The sequence below is a fragment of the Hymenobacter sp. R533113 genome, assembly GCF_056835965.1.
The window spans coordinates 194,322-213,428 of the sequence record NZ_JAKWBD010000011.1 but is presented as its reverse complement, the minus strand read 5'-3'; the positions used below and the strand labels follow the sequence as shown (position 1 = coordinate 213,428).

Here is a 19,107-nt window from a genome sequence, read left to right as displayed (position 1 = left end):
CGCTGGGGCAGCCGTTACTTTGTGGCAGCGTCAGCGGCAACTGGCTCCAGCACATGAACTGCGTCGCCCACCCAAATTTGCCCCCCGCGCACGATGCGGGCCGTAAGGCCGCCATGTCCGCGCATGGCGTTGTAGCCGCCCGGTCCCAGCTCTTCTTCCATGCGCGAGCAAGGGTGGCACTCGCCCGTTATTTCCAGAATAACCTCTTCGCCCAGCTGTACCTGGCGATTCTTTAGCGCCAGCAGATTCAGGCCGCTCACCACCAAGTTGCGCCGCAGCCGGCCCGGTTCTACGGGCGCATCGAGGCCCAAAAAGCCCCCCACGGCCGCCAAATGCTCGTGTTGGATGAGGGTAACCTGCCGCTTGCCGCCGGGCTTGGGACGGGCGTGGTCGCCGTGCAGGTGAGCGTCCGTTATTACCTCTACTTCCGGCAGCGACACAAGGGGCTCGCGCCGCACCGGCCGGATGCCAATCCACTCGATACGGCCGGTTTGGGGCAAGGTGGACAGCAGCCGGGCAATGGTCGATTTGTCGTCGCCGAAGAAAGGGAAAGCCATGTAGTAGAGAGTAAAGCGCGTAAGAGTAAGTGCAAAAATAACGTTCGCCGGTGATGCAGAGTACCGGGCGTGCTGATGAGGGAGTAATATCGCAACCAAAGTGAACGGCGTGCTCAGGAATCGAAGTATCTCTACTGCTCCGCTGGAATTACTACTCAGTAGAGATGCTTCAATTCCTCAACAGAATCGCCTCTATTGCCGCAATATCAGCACACCAGATGCTTCGAGCAACTCAGCATGATAAGGCCGTCTTCGCTTGGTATAATGAGGAAAATATGTTTTATCATTGTAATAATTAACTTAATTATAGCCTTATTGTAAGAACAGCTTCGACATATACGGTTCCTGAATGCAAGCACAGCAATTACAGCAAAACGTAGCCCGGATTCTTGCCCCAGCCGGCGTACAGGTGAATGGCTCCCAGCCCTGGGATTTGCAGATACACAACGACCGGTTTTACCAGCGGGTGCTTGGTCAGGGTACGCTGGGACTGGGCGAATCGTACATGGACGGCTGGTGGGACTGTGAGCAGATTGATGAGTTTGTCTTCCGGGCGCTACGGGCTGATTTGTACAAAACGGCTCGTCTGGGCTGGAAAAGTGTATTGCAAGTGCTGCTAACGCAGGTACTTAACCGCCAAGCCAGAGGTAAAGCCGCCCAAAATGCCCAGCGCCACTACGATATCGGCAACAATCTGTACGAGCTGATGCTGGATAAACGCATGACTTACAGCTGCGGCTATTGGAAAAACGCCGACAACCTCGATCAGGCGCAGGAAAACAAGCTGGACCTTATTTGCCGCAAACTATACCTCCAGCCCGGCCAGCGAGTACTCGATATTGGCTGTGGCTGGGGCAGCTTCGCTAAGTTTGCCGCCGAGCGCTACGGGGTAGAAGTAGTGGGCGTGACGGTTGCCCGCGAGCAGGTAAAGCTGGCGCAGGAGCTATGCAAGGGCCTGCCAATAGAAATTCGGTTGCAAGACTACCGCGACGTGCGCGAGAAGTTCGATCATATAGTGTCGGTGGGTATGGCTGAGCACGTGGGCCACCGCAACTACCGTACGTACATGCGTACCGCCGCAAACTGCCTGAAAGATGATGGGCTTTTCCTGCTACATACCATTGGTATGGCGTATTCGCGCACTTCTGCTGACCCATTCACGAATAAGTATATCTTCCCCAATTGCCTTTTACCTTCCATCAAGCAGTTGGGCGGTGCTATGGAGCATCTCTTCGTGCTCGAAGATTGCCACAACTTCAGCGTACACTACGACTATACGCTGATGGCTTGGTTTAAGAATTTTGACCAAAGCTGGGATCAATTGCAGCCTACCTACGGCGACCGGTTTTATCGAATGTGGAAATACTATCTACTCTCCAGCGCGGCGTCTTTCCGAGCCCGCCACAACCAGCTTTGGCAATTTGTTCTCTCGAAACGAGGATTACTAGGTGGCTATGAGTCGGTTAGATAGCTCGTAAGCTAGATGAAAATGCCCCCCAGGCAACTAGTCTAACCCCAAAAAACCCGCTGGCAGTGCCAGCGGGTTTTTGGGGTTAGACTAGTTGTCGCTTATTAGCGCACCATCAGGCGCTTCGTTACGACACCTTCAGGAGTAGAAAGCTGAAGCATGTAGATGCCTTTCGCCACGTTGGTGAGCAAGAGGCGCTGCGTAACGCCGTCGCGGGCCGAAAGGGTGCGGCGCATTACGGGCTGGCCCAAAGCATTAACAAGCGTAGCTTGTACCGATTGCTTGATCAGAGCGGCTGGCATGTTGATAGAAACCTCCCCGGTGGCTGGGTTCGGGAACACATCTACTTGGGCGCTAACTTTAGCCGACGCCTTATTGCTGGATAGTACAGTGCCCGAAATCAGAGCGGATACGCCCGAAATAGGCATGCCGGCACCAATAATTTCTACTTCAGTGGCCGCGCCGGTTGTCAGATTCACCGTGTACAGTCTATCGCTATTAACAAAGCTTCCCGTGCCCGTGCTGGCTACCAAGAAGCCTTTATTCCGTGTAGCATCTGGAGCAGCTGGATCGAAGAAGATATCAAAATCGACTCCAGAAGCCGCGTTTACCGTGATTCCGGAGCTGCCTACCGTCGCGAACGTACCGGCGTTGGGGTTGTCCTGCCGAACAAGCTGATTGGTAGCTGCGTCGTAGTTGTAAAGGATGGTAGCCGTAGGTGCAGTACCTGGGCCACTGTTGGTGTAAGCCGCCGATGAGATAACTGCGCCAGCCGGGTTCAAAGGAGTGTCAAGGGTAACTTCTCCGCTGGCAGGGTTGAGGCGGTAGTTCGCATTATTGGAACTCACCACCCGGATGCGGTCTGCCACTGGGTTGAAGTCGAAGCCAATGCGGGCCGCAGCATCACCTAGCTCTAAGCGTTGGGCAGCGCCCACAGCCGTGAGAGCACCAGTGCCTGGGTTTACCGTGTAAAGTTGGGAGTTTGCGGTAGGTGTTGCTGCCGTTGCGTTGTACCCAAGAGCGAATAGCTCGCCGGTAGCCGGACGGAAATCAAGTCCTACTAAAGTCTGATTTGCGCCTAAATTAGTAACAGACGTGGAGGTGCGGATAACGCGTGGGTTGTTCGAGTCAAAAGAAATCAAATTGCCTCCCGTCAGGGCAAACAGCAGTTGACCCGCGAGGGCGGCCGGTGGCGACACCGGATTAACCGCAAACTCAGCGAATGTTACGTTGCTAATGGATAATCCATTGCCAAGCGTACCCCGTAGTGTAGCAACCCCCGAGCCCAAGTTGATTTCGAATAGCTGGGTATTCGTGCTGGTGCCCGTAGCAGCGGCCAGTAGTACGAGGTCTTCACCTGACCTTACCGAATTGATATCCAAGCTGATACCGGAGTTACGGTTCACTGTGAGGCCCGACACGACACCAACAGCTCTTAACACTCCGGCATTAGGTGGAGACTGGTAAAAGAACTGATTCAGAGCCTCATCATATACGGCTAGCGATGAGTTACCAGTGCCGAAGAAATTGTTGGAATAGGCAGCCGCCGAAATAGTCGGAGCTACACCACTTAGTTCCGTAAAATTTAAGTCACCATCGCGCTGAATGCCAGCAGTAGCGGGGTCAGCATCTACTATGGTACCATCCGTAGGGTTGAGGCGGTAGTTTGCTCTGTTCGTACTTACTACGCGCAGAAGATCAACAACGGGATTGAAGTCTATGTCGATACGCGCTGTAGCTGCACCCAATTCCAAATCTGTGGCGGCGCTACCTACGGGGGTAGCAACGCCGGTAGTAGGGTTGATAGTATACAGGCGAGCATTGGCAGCTGTTAGCGCAGCATTATAGGCCAAAGCGTACAGCTGACCCGTGCGAGGACGAACGTCCATGCCTACGATTACCTGACCAGTCGCTAGGCCTGTAATGGGAGCAGTTGAGCGGATGATGGCAGGCGCTGCTTCGTCGAAGGACAGTAGGTTGGTGGTAGTGCCCACTACTTGCGTAGCGTACATGAGCTGACCCGTCAACGGAGGAATCGTTTGGGCCGTTGCTGGCGCCATAGCGCTAAGGCATAGACCTAGCGTAGCCCCTACTAACCAAGGGGCGCGGCGAGCAGGTTTACTGAAGGAAGGAGAGAGTATGGGTAATTGCATTCGACTAAGGGTTTAAAAATGAAATTTATAATACCGTTTGAACTGTATGAAATACTGTAAAGGCCTGCAAAGCTAAACTTTTATATAGTTTTTTTAACGAGGAAAATGTGAGAAATGAATCGATAAATCAACATATTTTTTCATTTCATACCTTTTATTCAGAAAAGCTTGATTTTGACAACAACCACATAGTTGCGTCGTATGTAACATGTTTTAATGTACGGCCAAATTCTGATTTGGAAAGAAGTTTTTAGCATTCTGCTGCTATCCGTTGTGAGCAGCATAGCCAGTTGCCCTGATTTCTTGAGTGCCCCGGTGTTTCTGGCCGAAGCTGGCTGTACACTCTGGTAGCAGGCGCGCTTAAATTTCTGTTAAAGTCGACAGCAAATAAGAAGATAACGCTAACCTGCGGGGAAGCCTTGCGTATTGACAACAAGACGGAAATGGACTACTGAATTGCCCTCCATGCGCATGTGTCTGTTTTCAATTTGTTCTTAAATCTTACCTTTCTATGGCAACCAAAACCACTGATAAGAAGCCGGCCGCTGCAAAAAAACGGCCGCTGCTGCACCCAAAGAATCGAATGGCGTAGCCGTCAACCAAGGCAAGATTCAGCCCGGTAATGTGGAGCAGCCTATTGTAAACCAGCGTGCCGCCGCTATCCAAAAGTTTGGGGTGGTATCACCGCGCATGCCGGTAGGGCTGGAGGAGAAGGTTCGGCAGCAAAGCGTTGATATGCTCAACCAGCTACTGGTAGACACTATTACCATTCGTGATTTGTATAAAAAGCATCACTGGCAGGTAGTAGGACCTACTTTTTACCAGCTCCACTTGCTCTACGATAAGCATTATGAAGAGCAAAGTGTATTGGTAGATGCCATTGCTGAACGCATACAACTGCTGGGGGGCGTAAGCTTGGCTATGGCCGCCGACATTGCCGAAACGACCCTCATCCCGCGTCCGCCCCGCGACCGGGAGGAGGCGCCCGTACAGGTATCACGCTTGCTCGAAGCCCACGAAATTATTCTGAAAGAGTGCCATGAGTTCGCCAAAAAAGCCGATGACTCGGGCGACGATGGTACCAACGACCTCATTGTCAGCCAGCTGATTCGGACGAACGAGTTGCAAACCTGGTTTGTGTCGGAGCATGTGGTTGATACGCCTTTGGCGCGTTCTTAAGCAGCTTTTAGCTAATAGTGTTTAATGATGCGGCGACCTTTCCATGCGGGGAGGCCGCCGTATTGTTTTTGGTCAGGATAACGTCACACCGCTTCCAAAAAAGCTCCCCAGCAATTTAAGTGAGGCCTCACCAATGAAAAAATACCGCTGCGTATTTGCGTAGGGCGTTACGAGTGCCTACTTTTGTGCCCACTTCGCCGCCTCAGCGAAGCCGGAAACCTAGGTTTCTGGAGTAAAGCGTTTTGTCATCCTACTGCGCACGTGGTGAAACTGGTAGACACGCCATCTTGAGGGGGTGGTGCCCTCCGGGTGTGGGAGTTCGAATCTCCCCGCGCGCACAAACAAAAAAGCCCGATCAGTTATGGTCGGGCTTTTTTGTTACTAAAGCTGTTTAGGAAGTATCAAGAATCATGCTTCGACAGGCGGACGCCAGATTCAGTATGACGTTCTAAAAAGGTTACAGCGACTTCCTAAGCAGCTTCACTTGCCTGCGGTACGGCTAGAACTGTTAAGATGCGTACCAATATCTACGCTGACACTTATTTACCCCCTACGCGCTCAAACGGGTTAGCAGGCACCACCAGCACCACCTTTTCCCGCTCTACCACCACCTGACCGGGTAACGCGCCTTTGGGCTTGCGCACAAACTTCTTGGGCGTCACGGTAACGGGGCAAAGGGAGTCGTGCTGGCGACGCGAGTACCAGGCGGCCAGTTGAGCGGCGCGCTCTACCACCGGAGTTGGCACCGCGTGGCCCGACCGGTGCCGAATGACTACGTGCGAGCCGGTTACATCCTTAGCGTGCAGCCAGAGGTCCTCTTTGTGAGCATAGCGCTGGGTGAGCAGGTCGTTGTTAGCCGCGTTGCGCCCAACCAGAATGGTAAAGCCTTCATCCTCAAATACCTTAAACGGCAACTCGGTAGCCGCTTTGGCTTTGGTTTCGGGCTGTAAGTCGTGCGTCTTGCGCCAGGTGCGCAGGGCGCGCAAGTCCAAAATGCCCCCCAGTTCCTCCAGGCGCTCCAGGCACCAGAACGCGTCGGCCTCGCGGCGCCCTACGCGCTCCTGAAGCTGGCGCGTCTCTATCTGCTGGTTTTTGGCTTTACGGTAGAGGTTTTGGGCGGTGCGCTGGGGCGTTTCGGTGGGCTTAAGCTTAATAAGGCGAGGCTGATTATCCTGATAAAAATCAACGACTTCCACCTGCGCGGCCCCCACCGGAATCTGGGTGAGGTGAGCCATGATGAGGTCGGCGGTTTGGCGGTAGCTGGCGCCGTGCTCCAGGGCATGCAGACGGGCTCGGGCCTGCCCGGCGCTAATGGTGCCTTCTTCGGCCCGGCGCTCCAGAAGCTGCCGCACCTGTCGTAATTCTGTTTCGTATGCCCGCCGGCTCAAAAATAGCGGTACAAACGCGCGTAGAGCCGTAATAGGCTCGGGGGGCAAAATCTGCTCTACCTCGCCTAAAGGCAGCAAGCTCAGGCGGGTGCGCCCCTCCAGATTGATGATGTAGAACTGCTGCGGGTCTTCCAGTAGCGCTACAACTTCCCGTAGCATGTGCGCTTTGTCCGCTTCAGTAGCTGCCTCATAGCCATGCGCCCGCAAGTAACGGGGGGCAAATCGCCAAGCGATGGGTAGCGTTTGAGTGGACCAGCAGCCGGGAGGGAGGGCGCAGCAGTATCGGCGGATAGAGGAGCTAACTCGGCGTCAGTGGTGTAGCGTTGGTGAAACAGCTCGGCGGGTGCATCGGGGGCCGGGCGGAAGATGGCGTTTGGCCGCGGTCCGTAGAGCTTGAAAAGGAGGGAAGCTCCGTCGGCAAAACGTAGCGCGAGCACCCGGTCGTTGGGAAATACGTCGGCGCCGGCCATGGTGCGGCCAAGTAAGCCCGGTAGCAGATCAACGGAATTGGTGCGGGTGCGGTGAAAGCTGGTCGGTAGAGCCAGAACCGGAAATGAAGCCGTAAGCTGGGCTTTGAGCCAGAACTCAGCAGTGCCATTCGTCAGGCCGATAACCAGCTCGTCTTTTTCCTGCGAAAAGCAGGCTGCCACCTGATAGCCCGATAGCTGAGCAGTAAGACCAGGAGCAAGCTGGCGCAGGAAGTAATAGTTGTTATGCATAAGTAAATTAAAACGGAGTGGTACTCCGTTCTTGCGCGTAGCGCAAATTCTGAATCGCGCCGCATAGAACCCTGACACAAGCTTGCCGCTACGCTTTACTCTACTTCCACTTTTAACCCATCATAGGCCAGCCGAATAAACTCCGGCAGCTCCGCTTCTACGTCGCGGTGGCGACCCAAAAGGTGGCTTATATGCGTAAGGTAGCCGTGCTGGGGGGCTAAATCAGTGAGAATATCTACGGCTTCAGACAGCGAAAAATGCGAAATGTGCGGCTCACGTCGTAGAGCGTTCAGCACAATCACCCGCGAGCCCCTGATCCGCTCCATCGACTCCGGCGAGATATAATTGGCGTCGGTGAGGTACGTAAAATCACCAATCCGGTAGCCCAGTACGGGTAGCTTGTAGTGCAAGGCCCTGATCGGGTGTACCTCAATACCTTCTACTGCAAAGCTGCTTTGGTCGTCGAGAATAGGGATGGTTTGCACGCGGGGCACACCGGGGTATTTATGCTCGGCAAAGATGTAGGCAAACTCCCGTTTCAGCTGATCAAGCACCCGCTGCTCCGCATACACGGGCATATCGCGCTGCTGCTTAAAGTTGTACGACCGGATATCATCCATGCCGGCCGTGTGGTCTTTGTGCTCGTGGGTGAAAAGCAAGGCATCAAGGTGGTCGACCCGCGCCCGCAGTACTTGCTGGCGAAAATCCGGGCCCGAATCAATGACGATACTTTTGCCCCCCACCGCCACATGTACCGACACGCGTAGGCGCTTATCACGGTAATCCAGGGAGCGACAAACGGCGCAGTGACACCCAATAACGGGTACGCCCTGCGAGGTGCCCGAACCGAGAATGGTAATTTGCATGCCAGAGAAAAATCAGCCGTCGGGCGCGCCGATCAGCTATAAGACAACGGCCAAGATACAGCCCGCCTGCTAGTCGCAGCCGCCCCCACTGCTTTGCTCGTTGGAATTTAAAAACGCCTGGGTTTCTTCCTTAATCTGCTCGCGGGGCAAGCCATCTTTCACGCCCAGCGAAATCTTGCGTACGAGCATCCCCACAATAGCTTTGCGGAAGCCCAGCTTGCAGGCCATATCAACGCAAAATTCCATCTCATGGTCGTCTACCACGCCGTCGGCTAGCATCATATCCACCAGGTCGAATATCTGGTCGAAGCGTTCGGAGTCGTTATCGGGCAGGAGCAATCCTACGCTGCCTGAGTTGGCCACGACACTGCGCACGTCAGCCGGGCGCATGCCGTTTTTTCGGCCAATTGCCACGATAAAATTCATTTCTCGCTCATCAATATGACCATCGGCCTTGGCCAGCGCGGCCAGGTTCACGATATGGCTTTTGATCTTCTTGGTTTGCTCATTTTCAAAAAACCAAACATACGGCGCGTTGCTTAAGTACAGGGTGGATGGGACGGGAACGGCACTACCAATCGAAACGCAGGCTCCGACCATACGGTAAGGTAGGCGGTTGACCTGAAGGTTCCAATAGCGTCGCATACGCAGATGGCCAAAAAATAGCCAGCCGTGGGGGCTTTTTAGAACTTGGCAAGCGACTGCTGCAATATTTAGCTTGGATTTGCCACCTTTGCCCCGCCGCTTTAGGCAGCTTTCAATTTTGATTAGTGATGAAACGTATTGCAGTTTTTACCAGTGGCGGCGACTCGCCCGGCATGAATGCTTGTATCCGCGCCGTGGTGCGCACGGCCGTGTACCACGGCATTGAGGTTTACGGCATTATGCGCGGCTTTAAGGGGATGATTAAAGGCGAAATCGTGAAGCTTGACTCCGCCTCGGTTTCGAACACCGTGCAGAAGGGCGGCACCATTCTCAAATCAGCGCGCAGCCAGACATTCATGACTAAGGAAGGGCGGCAGCAGGCTTTCGACCAACTTAGCAATCATAAAATTGACGGGCTAGTAGCTATCGGCGGCAACGGTACGTTTACCGGAGCCATGCTTTTTGAGCAGGAGTTCGGCATTCCAACAGTCGGCGCGCCCGGCACCATCGACAACGACCTTTTTGGTACAGACTATACCATCGGCTACGATACGGCCGTAAATACGGCGCTGGAGGCAATTGATAAGATCCGCGATACGGCCGACTCGCACGACCGCTGCTTTTTCATTGAGGTAATGGGCCGCGACTCGGGCTACATCGCCATTCCGTGCGCCATTGGCGGCGGGGCCGAAATTGTGATGATTCCGGAAACGCAGATGTCGACCGAATCCGTCATTGATACCTTGCGAACTGGCTGGAAACGCTCCAAAACCTCCTTTATCGTCATTGTGGCCGAAGGAGATGAGGAAGGCAGCGCCACCAGCGTAGCCGCCAAAGTAAAGGAAGCTATTCCCGAGATGGATACCCGCGTTACTATCATTGGCCATGTGCAGCGCGGTGGCTCCCCAACCGCCGCCGACCGCCTTTTGGGCTCTCAAATCGGGATAGCCGCCGTGGAAGGCCTGATGAACGGTATGCGCAACGTGATGGCCGGCATCGTAGACCGCAAGCTGGTTTACACGCCATTTCACGACACCATTTACAAGAAAAAGCTTATTAACCAAAGCTTTATGCGCATGGTAGAGATTCTGTCAGTGTAGGATCTGGATAAGTATCCATATCAATTACAGGCGCCCGAAAGGGCGCTTTTTTTGTGCGCTATACTTTAGTCATATATTTAAATTATACATTGCTGACACGTATTATTTTCCTTCCCTTCATCCTTTCAATATCCATAATTATGATTTCTTGTCTCCGTGTTTTTTTAGCCTTTATACTCAGTATAACTGCCTTTTCAGTCAGCGCACAGTCAACCAATGTAAGCCCTTCAGGAACCCTCCAATTGGGAGTTGGAACGGCCGGAATGGGCACCGGCGATTATATGCTGCTGAAAGCGCATTTGGAATACGAAATGCTTTTTTTACGGCACCTTGGCTCGGGCACACGCTTGGCTTTTGCCGGTGGTAGTAGTAGTGAGGACAGAATTCAAACGGTCTATAATCCGCAACGACCTGGCAGTCCCGGCGTAAATGTGCCTGTGGCTCTGAGCTACCAGACGACTAACCTGGAGCAGGAATTTTATATGTACCCTTTCGGCAATGATCGGCAAGCACGGTTTTTCCTGGGTGGCGGCGGCTATGTTGGCTATTCTAACCGGTATGGCTATCCGCAAAATCACATTGACTTTGCCACCAACGAAACCAGCTTAGACCTCGAACATGAAAAAGGTTTTCATGCTGGTTATATGTTTTCCCTCAACCTTGACCTTCGGCTTGGCCAGACACAAGATTGGTTGATAGGCGGCAAAACCTCGTTTCAAAACGACACGTTTGGCAATTCACTCCTAGCCCTGCAAGTTAAAGTAGGTCGGCGCTTTTAAATTCATCTAATCCCTTTCCTCGTGTCACTCCTCATTAGTTGGAGCGGCCAGAAATGCTAGAATCTGTTCTTCGGCTGTATCAGCGTGCAGCCAGTGATACGCCGGGTCGCGGCGTAGCCAGGTAAGCTGGCGCTTGGCGTAGCGGCGGGTATTACGCTTAAGCAGACGCACGGTTTCGGGCCAGTCCTGGGTTTCGTCCAGAAAATCGAATATTTCCTGATAACCCACAGTTTGCAGCGCGTTGTGGTGGCGGTGTGCAGCCACCGATTCTACTTCCGCCAGCAGCCCCGCCGCCAGCATCTCGTCTACGCGCTGATCAATGCGGGCGTACAGCTCTTCCCTCTCCCGCGAAAGGGCGATTTTCAGGGACTGAAATGGGCGCTGGGGGGCATTTTTCAGCGCATGAAAGCTTGAAAAGGGCTGCCCCGTACCGCGCGTAACTTCCAGGGCTCGTAGCACTCGCTGCGGGTTCTGGCGGTCGAGGCGGGCATACGTAACGGGGTCAGTAGTAAGCAGTTCCGCTACCAGCGGCTCCAGGCCGTGTGCAGCCAGCTCCTGCTGCAAGCCAGCCCGCACCTCCGGCCCGATCGGCGGCATCATGTCGAAGCCTTCCGTCACGGCCTGTAGATACAAACCCGAGCCACCCGTCAGAATAACCACGGCATAATCCTGAAATAGCTGTTCCAGCAAAGCCAGGCAATCTGCCTCGAAGCGCCCCGCATTGTATTCCTCCGAAATAGAATGCGAATCAATAAAATAGTGGAGTACGCCCTGCATTTCCGCAGGCGTAGGTTTGGCCGTACCAATGCTCAGCTCCCGGAAAAACTGCCGCGAGTCGGCCGATACTACCACGGTTTGCAGACGCTGGGCCAGTCGAACACACAGCGCCGTTTTCCCGACGGCCGTCGGGCCGGCTACTACCAGCAGCGTAGGGCGCTGGGGGGCTTTTTAGACAAAGAATCAGGCATTATTAAGCCGGTACAGGCGCCGGTTGGAGTAAGGTAGCGTAGAGTGCCAGTAAGGTTTGCTCCTCGCGCTGCCAGTTCAGCTCAAGGCGGGCGCGGCGGCAGTTTTGGGCAAGCTGATGATAGCGGGCCGGGTCATCACGCAGCAACCGATTAATTGCCGCCGCTAACGCATCGGGCGTCAGATCTACCACCTCGGCTACGTCATATACGTCATTGAGGCGGCGGTATTCGGGAAAGTCCACGACGAGCTGGGGCACGCCGGCGTGCAGATAGTCGAAAAACTTATTGGCCAGAGAATAATAATAGCTCAAGCCGCGGTTTTCGAGCAGCATAATGCCTAATGAGGCCCGCCGCGTAACATGGCGCAGCTCGTCGGGCAGCACAAACCCCCGAAACTCAACCTGCCCACTGGCCAGCAGCCCCAGGTGTCGGGCCCGCTCCCGTAGCGAAGTAGATAAGTCGCCTTCTCCGCAAATAACCAACCGAGCCGTCACTTGCGGCATCGCATCAATAAGCGCTTCCAAACCGCGGCCCTCGTTCAGCACGCCTTGGTAGAGAATATACCCGTCGGCGGGAGCTGCAAGGGGCGTGGGGGGCAATTCTGCCACGTCGAGGCGGCTTACGTTGCGCACTACCGCAAACGGTTGGCCGTATTGTTGCACAAACCATTGCGCCAAAGCTGGTCCTACTGTATAAGCCAAGGTAGCCCGAGGTACAATAAAGCTTTCCACCTGTTGCCAAAGGCGCTTAATGATCGGTCGGCCCACAATCTCAGGTACTTCCGTGAACAATTCGTGCGCGTCGTACACAAAAGGCTGCCCGCCCAGCGTAGCCCGCAGCCACATTGGAAGGGCAGTATCCAGGTCGATGGCACACCATACGCTGGCTCGCTGCCATATTAAATACAAAAACAATTTTAAGTTATATTCTAAATAGAATAACTTGCCTTTTTTAAATAAACACCGTAACCGATGCTGCCTGTATAGTTGTGGGCTAAGAGGCTGAGAATCCGGCCACTCACGCCCAATTAACAGCACTGAGTACCCATGAGCCGCCAAACTGCCGCAAATTCGCTGCATTCGCTGATCATAGTTCAAGTCGGTGGTGACCGCAAAGAGTAAAGGACGCATACGGAGGCGGGCACAAAACGCTACTTACCAACATGCGAAAGCCGATGGTAAAGCGCCGTTTTTGATATATTTTTGACAAATTTAGAAAGTTAAACCGCGTACTGGCCGGTGGTTTAATTTCAGTTGACCTGCCGGTGCTACCTCTTGCAATGCAATGCCTATTCGCTCCGCATCATCGCTTCCTCCTTCCGCGCTGGGGGCTCTGCCGGCCCAGCCGGATTTCTACCGCACTCTGTTCGACGATGCGTATGATGGCTTATTGCTCTACGACGAGCAGGGCCGACTAGTAGATTGCAACCAAACGGCCCTACGCATGCTGGGCACCACGCGGCCCATGCTGCTGACCTCGGGCCTGATGGCCTTTGCCATGCCGCCCGCCGACGAGCGCCAGGATCATTGGCTCTCGGATCTGATGCTGCGCGAAGCAGTGCTGCTCACGGCCCGCACGGGGGAACGGTTCTCGAAATGGTGGCATGGTCGGCGAACCGACCATGTGACTGTAGATGGCTGGGTAACGCTGCACCGTATACAGCTGCCCGTGGGTATACGCGTGCAGCTCACTTTGCGCGACGTGACAAAGGGCCGTCGGCGCCACGAGGCGGGGGAGCAGCGCCAGCAGGCCGAACGCACGCAGCATCAGCTGCGCGATGTGCTCAGCCGCACCGACCTATCCTATGTGCTGGTGAGCCGTGAGGGCATCATCCAGGATGTGAACGAATTCTTTCTCAACTTCACCGAATACTCGCGAGTGGAGTTGCTGGGAAAGAACTACTTTGATTTATTCCCGCCCGCTTCCGACCAGGAATTAAGCCGCCAGGCATTCCTACAAAATATCAGGGAGGAAAGTGTTGTTGATACCTGCGAATTTCCGCTGGTAACCAAGCTGGGCCAGACGCGGCTGGTTCATTGGCACGTAGAGTTTGCCCGCGACTTTGACCAAAACGTCACAGGCGCATTTTTCGTGGGTCGCGACCATACCGACCGAATGGTGGCCGCCCGCGCCCTTACCGACAACCGCAACCGCCTTCAGGACTTCCTCGATAATGCGCACGATCTGATTCAGAACCTGAGCATTGATAATCGCTTTCTGTTTGTGAACAAAGCCTGGAAGGAAAAGCTGGGCTATACCGATGATGATCTTACGCAGCTGACTCTCAGCGAGGTAGTGCATCCCTATTACAAAGCCAAGCTGCTGTATCAGCTGCGCAATCTGTATAAGGGTGAGAAGGTCAATAAGCTCGAAACTGTATTTCTGACTAAAACGGGCAAGCCAGTTCACCTGATTGGCAGTATCTCCTGCTCCTGGCAGGACAATGAGCCGGTTTCGACCCGCGCCATTCTGCATGATATCACCGATCGTATTAAGGCGGAGCGCTTGCAGAAAGTGTATTATAGTATTGCTAATCTGGCAATTAGCTCCAAAGATTTGAATTCGCTTTACGGCGCGATTCATCGGGAGCTGAGCAAGATTATCGAAACCAATAACTTCTACATTGCCCTCTGCGACGACGCCCGCACCACCCTGCAATTCGCGTATTTCGTTGATCAAAACTCCCAGGGCAGCCGCGGCATGGGCGCCCGGCCGTTCTCCACGGGCGTATCAGAATACATCATCCAAACCGGTCGGCCGCAGTTTTTGCTGAAGCACGAGCTCCACGAGCTGATTGCAGACGGTACCATCACCGCCTTTGGCCTAATGCCGGAGGTGATGCTGTGTTCTCCATTGAGCATTGGCGAACGCATTATCGGGGTGATTGCCGTGCAGGATTATCACAAAGCCGATGCCTACGCGACCACCGATATTGAGATTCTGCACTTCATTTCCAACCAGGTAGCCCTGGCCATTGAGCGCAAGCGCAATGAAGAAATGATTAACAAGCAGAACGCGCGTCTGAACGCTATTTTTGAAAGTGGCTCCCACCTGATGTGGTCTGTGGATATGCATTCGCGCCTCACTTCCTTCAACCGCAACTATGCCGCTTACTTTCTGCGGCGCAACGGCGTGTACCCGGCCCTGAATGTGAACCTCTGGCAGGCCGATATGGCTATGATGGACGAGGATGCCCACGAGCTTTTTCAGGAGAACTACAAAAAAGCTTTCCAGGGCTTGGCGCAACGGTTTGAAGTGCGCCTGCGCGACGCTCGCGGCCAGGATACGTGGCGGGAAATCTACCTCAACCCAATCTACCTCGACGACGGCTCCTTCGAGGAGATTTCGGGGATGGCCCACGATATTACAGCGACGAAAAGCTCGCAGCTGGAGCTGGCCGCCCAGGAAGAAAAATTCCGGGCCATCTTCGAGTCCTTTCAGGATATCTACTATCGTACTGACGATCAGGGCATTATTACTATCGTGAGCCCCTCGGTATATGAGGTGCTGGGGTATAAGCCGGAGGAGGTGCTCGGTAAGCGCATTGTAGATTATTATGTGAATCCCATTGATCGTGACCTACTCCTAACAGAGGTAGCTACGAACGGATCATTACGTAACTTCCCTGCTACCCTGCGCCATAAAAATGGCCATGGCGTCCCACTGCTCATCAATGCCCGCGCCGTATCGGGGGCGCTGAGTGGTACGGAGGGCATTGCGCGCGACATTACGGAGCTGAATCAGATTCAGGAAGATCTGCGGGGGGCAAAAAATGAGGCTGAGGCTGCGCTGCATGCTAAAACCCAGTTCCTGGCTAATATGAGCCATGAGCTGCGTACGCCCATGAATGGCATTATCGGCATGATTGACCTCTTGCACCAGACCGTTTCGAGCGAGGAGCAGGAGGACTACGTGGATACGCTGCGCAAGTCGTCGGACGCGCTGCTGGCTATTTTGAACGATATTCTGGACTTGTCGAAGATACAGGCCGGCAAGCTTCAGCTCAGCGAAGCCGGCATCGATCTGTACTACACGCTCGACAAGCTGCACTCGCTGTTCTCGAACCGTGCGGCCCAAAAGGACCTGCAGTTCAATTACAGTGTTACGCCGCACACACCGCGCTTCATCCATACAGACGAAACGCGCCTGCTCCAGATATTATCCAACCTCACCTCCAACGCCATCAAGTTCACTTCCCAAGGGCTGGTGAATATTCAGGTGGCGTCGGTATCGACGGATGGTGATAACCACACCTTGCGCTTTGCCGTGCAAGACTCGGGTATTGGTATCTCGGCGGAGAATGAGAAGCTGCTCTTTACCAATTTTACCCAGCTCGATACCACGCCTACCAAATCATTTGGTGGTACGGGCTTGGGTCTGGCCATCAGTAAGCAGCTGGCTGAGTTGCTGGGGGGCGAAATTGGCGTGATATCCAATGAAGGCGTGGGCAGCACGTTCTGGTTTACAATTCAATGCAAGGTGGCTCGCAATGAGGACGAGATTTTGCAGGAGCGCATTACGGCCCGCGAGCGGACGCAGGAAGTATCGCACTTCGAAAATTCCCCCCAGGTGCTGCTCGTCGATGATAACCCCATCAACCAGAAGGTAGCCGTCCGCCTGCTCGACCGCCTAGGCTGTAAGATAGACGTGGCCAGCGACGGATTTGAAGCCATTAGCAAAGCCACTGATCCGAAGGCCACTTACGACGTCATCTTCATGGACATCCAGATGCCGGAGATGGACGGCGTGACGGCTATGAACGAGATTCGGCGGCGCTTAGGCAAAAAAACGCCCCCCGTAGTGGCCATGACGGCTTATTCTATGAAGGAAGACGCGGAGCGCTTCGTGCAGGAAGGCATGGATGACTATGTGTCGAAGCCCGTCAAGACCCAGGACTTGTATGCCGTGCTGCGACGCTGGACCACTATAACGATGGAGCCAGCAGCACCAACACTTCGCCTCGTGGGCGCAGAGGTAGCCGTGCAAGAACCCGAACTAATACCTACGCCTGAGCCGGTGGCAGAGCCGCTGCCTGAAGAAACCGCCAGCAGCATTGATACCGCTGTGCTGGAGCAGCTTCGGCAACTGGGAGGCAGTGAGTTTGCCGCGCAGCTCTATAATGACTTTGAGCGCGAGGTAGCCCAACTGCTGGAAGAAGCCACGGCGCTGGTCAAAGTAAAAGAGTACACGCAGATCTTGCCACATTTACATCAGCTGAAAGGCACAGGCTTTACGCTGGGCATAAATCAGCTGGCCGAATGCGCTAAGAGTCTGGAACATACCATTAAAGAAGGTAAGTTTGCCGGCATAGAGCAGCGTTTCTCCTCCTTGTTGCGTTACTTTAGGGAGTTCGTTGCAACTTACCCTGAAGTCACGCAAGCAGTTTAATTCAATCTATACGCCATAATTTCCAGTCTTTTCTCTCTTCACATCATATCATCTGAAACTAAATCTATTCCATCATGGCCGAGTCCAAAACGATTCTGATTGCGGAGGATAGCTCCGTTATTCTGAACCTGACAAAAAAAATTCTGGAACTGCAGAAATACCACATCCTTTCGGCCAAAAATGGGAATGAGGTCCTCAAGCAGATGGAAAGTCAAGCCATTGACTGCGTGTTGATGGACATCAACATTCCGGTAAAAGATGGTATGGAGTGCACCCGCGAAATCCGGCGCAGCTCTAACCCACAAGTTGCTCAGGTGCCCATCATCGCTATTACCGGCAATGCCAATAATTACTCCATGGAGCAGTTCCGTGAAGCCGGCATCACCGATTACCTACCTAAGCCTCTTGACTTTGATGCCTTGGTACGCGTGGTAAAGCAGTACGTAGGGTAAGAAGTAGCTTGTCAGAAAAACGTCTGTCATCCTGATGAAGGACCTTATCACGTTGAAACAACTCGTTCAACTGCTATAAGGTCCTTCCTTCATCAGGATGACAGACGTTTTTATGCGTGGTTGTTAATGGCTAACTACATAAGTAATAGCCCGCAGCAGCGCGGCGCAGGCTTCGTCAATTTCACTATCAGCGATAGTGAGCGGTGGGGCTAAGCGCAGGGAGTTGTCACAGAACAAAAACCAGTCGGTCAGAATACCTTCATGTTCCAGAGCCCGGTCAATGATGGGTTTGAGGACATCGTAGGAGTCGAACTCAACGGCCATCAGCAGGCCCTGCCCGCGTACGCCCCTGATAGCAGGGTGTACAAGCTGGCGGCGAAACCGGGCGGCTTTTTCCGCTACGTCTGCTAACAGGTTTTCTTCCAAAATAACGCGCAGTGTAGCTAAGGACGCTGCGCAGGACACCGGATGCCCGCCAAACGTAGTGCAATGGCCCAGCACCGGATTGCTGCGTAGGCCCGCCATAATAGTCTGGGATGAGATAAAAGCTCCGATGGGCATGCCGCCGCCCATGCCTTTGGCGCAAACCAGAATATCGGGCCATATCCCAAACTGCTCGAAGGCCCAAAAGGAACCAGTGCGCCCAAAACCACACTGAATCTCGTCCAGAATGAGTAGGGTACCGGTATAGAGGCAGCGTTTTCGTAGGGCTTGCAGGTAATTGTTCTCCGGTACCCGCACGCCCGCCTCGCCTTGCACCGTCTCGATGATAACGGCCGCCGTGCGTGCAGTAATGTGCTGTAAATCAACGAGGTAGTTGAACTCGATGTGGCGCACATCGGGCAGCAGGGGCCGGTAGCTGCGCTTAAACTCCTCGGACCCCGTAACGGACAAAGCGCCGTGGGTAGAGCCGTGGTAAGCGCGGTGACAGGAAATAAGCTCGGTGCGGCCGGTGTGGCGCTTTGCTAGCTTGAGAGCTCCTTCTACCGCTTCGGTGCCAGAATTGGTGAAGTATACAGCATCTAGGTGGGCGGGCAGGGTTTGGTAGAGGGCGTGCGCCAACTCGGCTGGTGGAGCTTGCACCAACTCGCCGTACACCATCAGGTGTAAGTATTTATCAAGCTGATTCTGAATGGCTTGAATGACTCGTGGATGACGATGGCCCACGTTGCTGACTCCAATACCCGAAATCAAATCCAGATAGCGCCGACCATCAGGGCCGTACATATACACGCCTTCCGCCCGCTCTATTTCCAGGAGTAAGGGAGAGTCAGATGTTTGGGCTTGATGCCGAAGAAAGAGTTGGCGAGGGGTAAGCATGCGAGTCAAAAAAGATATCTGGGGGGCAAAAGTACGCATCGCGCAGCCCGCGCCTGGATCTGAGAGGTGAATTTGAGGAGTTCCGTTATCCAATTTGCCCCTAGCCACAATCGACCAACAAAAAA

General features: G+C 54.0%; 15 protein-coding genes and 1 tRNA gene. 7 read left to right on the top strand and 9 right to left on the bottom strand.

Annotated elements, in window-relative coordinates:
• Positions 1-14: 14 nt before the first annotated feature.
• On the bottom strand, positions 15-557 hold the full coding sequence (locus MKZ35_RS08025; RefSeq protein ID WP_482512709.1) for an MOSC domain-containing protein: 543 nt from the start codon (positions 555-557) through the stop codon (positions 15-17).
• A 349-nt stretch (positions 558-906) separates the two neighbouring features.
• On the opposite strand from MKZ35_RS08025, the gene cfa reads away from it, so the two are divergent.
• Complete coding sequence (cfa, locus tag MKZ35_RS08020) at positions 907-2,028, top strand: cyclopropane fatty acyl phospholipid synthase (RefSeq protein WP_482512708.1); 1,122 nt, start codon at positions 907-909, stop codon at positions 2,026-2,028.
• Between the two features lie 101 nt (positions 2,029-2,129).
• Here cfa and MKZ35_RS08015 read toward each other — a convergent pair whose 3' ends face one another.
• Positions 2,130-4,085 (bottom strand): DUF4394 domain-containing protein, encoded by a 1,956-nt coding sequence (locus MKZ35_RS08015; RefSeq protein WP_482512707.1) that lies wholly within the window; start codon positions 4,083-4,085, stop codon positions 2,130-2,132.
• 717 nt (positions 4,086-4,802) lie between these two features.
• On the opposite strand from MKZ35_RS08015, the gene MKZ35_RS08010 reads away from it, so the two are divergent.
• A complete protein-coding gene (locus MKZ35_RS08010) occupies positions 4,803-5,357 on the top strand; it encodes a Dps family protein (RefSeq protein ID WP_482512706.1) in 555 nt (184 codons plus the stop codon).
• A gap of 255 nt (positions 5,358-5,612) precedes the next feature.
• Positions 5,613-5,695, top strand: a tRNA-Leu gene (locus MKZ35_RS08005).
• A gap of 201 nt (positions 5,696-5,896) precedes the next feature.
• Here MKZ35_RS08005 and MKZ35_RS08000 read toward each other — a convergent pair.
• The 4 genes from MKZ35_RS08000 to MKZ35_RS07985 form a co-directional block, all read right to left on the bottom strand.
• Positions 5,897-6,904, bottom strand: coding sequence for an NFACT RNA binding domain-containing protein (locus MKZ35_RS08000; RefSeq protein WP_482512705.1), 1,008 nt, complete (start codon positions 6,902-6,904; stop codon positions 5,897-5,899).
• Entirely contained in the window at positions 6,886-7,464 is a 579-nt protein-coding gene (locus MKZ35_RS07995) for a hypothetical protein (RefSeq protein WP_482512704.1), read from the bottom strand. Before MKZ35_RS07995 ends, MKZ35_RS08000 begins: the two co-directional genes overlap by 19 nt.
• 95 nt (positions 7,465-7,559) lie before the next feature.
• On the bottom strand, positions 7,560-8,330 hold the full coding sequence (locus MKZ35_RS07990; protein WP_482512703.1) for an MBL fold metallo-hydrolase: 771 nt from the start codon (positions 8,328-8,330) through the stop codon (positions 7,560-7,562).
• Positions 8,331-8,399: 69 nt separating this feature from the next.
• On the bottom strand, positions 8,400-8,975 hold the full coding sequence (locus MKZ35_RS07985) for a tellurite resistance TerB family protein (RefSeq protein WP_482512702.1): 576 nt from the start codon (positions 8,973-8,975) through the stop codon (positions 8,400-8,402).
• 128 nt (positions 8,976-9,103) lie between these two features.
• On the opposite strand from MKZ35_RS07985, the gene pfkA reads away from it, so the two are divergent.
• Both pfkA and MKZ35_RS07975 read left to right on the top strand, forming a co-directional pair.
• A complete protein-coding gene (gene pfkA / locus MKZ35_RS07980) occupies positions 9,104-10,075 on the top strand; it encodes a 6-phosphofructokinase (RefSeq protein WP_482512701.1) in 972 nt (323 codons plus the stop codon).
• Positions 10,076-10,215: 140 nt separating this feature from the next.
• The gene (locus MKZ35_RS07975) at positions 10,216-10,854 is read left to right on the top strand and encodes a hypothetical protein (RefSeq protein ID WP_482512700.1); all 639 of its coding nucleotides are present in this window, start codon (positions 10,216-10,218) and stop codon (positions 10,852-10,854) included.
• A 24-nt stretch (positions 10,855-10,878) separates the two neighbouring features.
• Here the strand turns inward: MKZ35_RS07975 and miaA are convergent, their stop codons facing one another.
• Together miaA and MKZ35_RS07965 are read right to left on the bottom strand one after the other, a co-directional pair.
• Positions 10,879-11,778, bottom strand: a complete 900-nt coding sequence (gene miaA / locus MKZ35_RS07970; RefSeq protein WP_482512839.1) for a tRNA (adenosine(37)-N6)-dimethylallyltransferase MiaA — start codon at positions 11,776-11,778, stop codon at positions 10,879-10,881.
• Positions 11,779-11,824: 46 nt separating this feature from the next.
• Positions 11,825-12,901, bottom strand: a complete 1,077-nt coding sequence (locus MKZ35_RS07965) for a glycosyltransferase (protein ID WP_482512838.1) — start codon at positions 12,899-12,901, stop codon at positions 11,825-11,827.
• Between the two features lie 205 nt (positions 12,902-13,106).
• Between MKZ35_RS07965 and MKZ35_RS07960 the strand changes: the two genes are divergently transcribed.
• Complete coding sequence (locus MKZ35_RS07960; protein WP_482512699.1) at positions 13,107-17,210, top strand: PAS domain S-box protein; 4,104 nt, start codon at positions 13,107-13,109, stop codon at positions 17,208-17,210.
• A 74-nt stretch (positions 17,211-17,284) separates the two neighbouring features.
• Complete coding sequence (locus MKZ35_RS07955; RefSeq protein ID WP_482512698.1) at positions 17,285-17,662, top strand: response regulator; 378 nt, start codon at positions 17,285-17,287, stop codon at positions 17,660-17,662.
• Between the two features lie 123 nt (positions 17,663-17,785).
• On the opposite strand, the gene MKZ35_RS07950 is transcribed toward MKZ35_RS07955, so the two are convergent.
• On the bottom strand, positions 17,786-18,982 hold the full coding sequence (locus MKZ35_RS07950) for an aspartate aminotransferase family protein (RefSeq protein WP_482512697.1): 1,197 nt from the start codon (positions 18,980-18,982) through the stop codon (positions 17,786-17,788).
• Between the last annotated feature and the right edge of the window lie 125 nt (positions 18,983-19,107).

Coding starts and splice junctions, on each gene's coding strand:
- MKZ35_RS08025 (WP_482512709.1), bottom strand. CDS start 557: ATGGCTTTCCCTTTCTTCGGCGACGACAAATCGACCATTGCCCGGCTG.
- cfa (WP_482512708.1), top strand. CDS start 907: ATGCAAGCACAGCAATTACAGCAAAACGTAGCCCGGATTCTTGCCCCA.
- MKZ35_RS08015 (WP_482512707.1), bottom strand. CDS start 4,085: ATGGCGCCAGCAACGGCCCAAACGATTCCTCCGTTGACGGGTCAGCTC.
- MKZ35_RS08000 (WP_482512705.1), bottom strand. CDS start 6,904: ATGCTACGGGAAGTTGTAGCGCTACTGGAAGACCCGCAGCAGTTCTAC.
- MKZ35_RS07995 (WP_482512704.1), bottom strand. CDS start 7,464: ATGCATAACAACTATTACTTCCTGCGCCAGCTTGCTCCTGGTCTTACT.
- MKZ35_RS07990 (WP_482512703.1), bottom strand. CDS start 8,330: ATGCAAATTACCATTCTCGGTTCGGGCACCTCGCAGGGCGTACCCGTT.
- MKZ35_RS07985 (WP_482512702.1), bottom strand. CDS start 8,975: ATGCGACGCTATTGGAACCTTCAGGTCAACCGCCTACCTTACCGTATG.
- pfkA (WP_482512701.1), top strand. CDS start 9,104: ATGAAACGTATTGCAGTTTTTACCAGTGGCGGCGACTCGCCCGGCATG.
- MKZ35_RS07975 (WP_482512700.1), top strand. CDS start 10,216: ATGATTTCTTGTCTCCGTGTTTTTTTAGCCTTTATACTCAGTATAACT.
- MKZ35_RS07965 (WP_482512838.1), bottom strand. CDS start 12,901: ATGCAGCGAATTTGCGGCAGTTTGGCGGCTCATGGGTACTCAGTGCTG.
- MKZ35_RS07960 (WP_482512699.1), top strand. CDS start 13,107: ATGCCTATTCGCTCCGCATCATCGCTTCCTCCTTCCGCGCTGGGGGCT.
- MKZ35_RS07955 (WP_482512698.1), top strand. CDS start 17,285: ATGGCCGAGTCCAAAACGATTCTGATTGCGGAGGATAGCTCCGTTATT.
- MKZ35_RS07950 (WP_482512697.1), bottom strand. CDS start 18,982: ATGCTTACCCCTCGCCAACTCTTTCTTCGGCATCAAGCCCAAACATCT.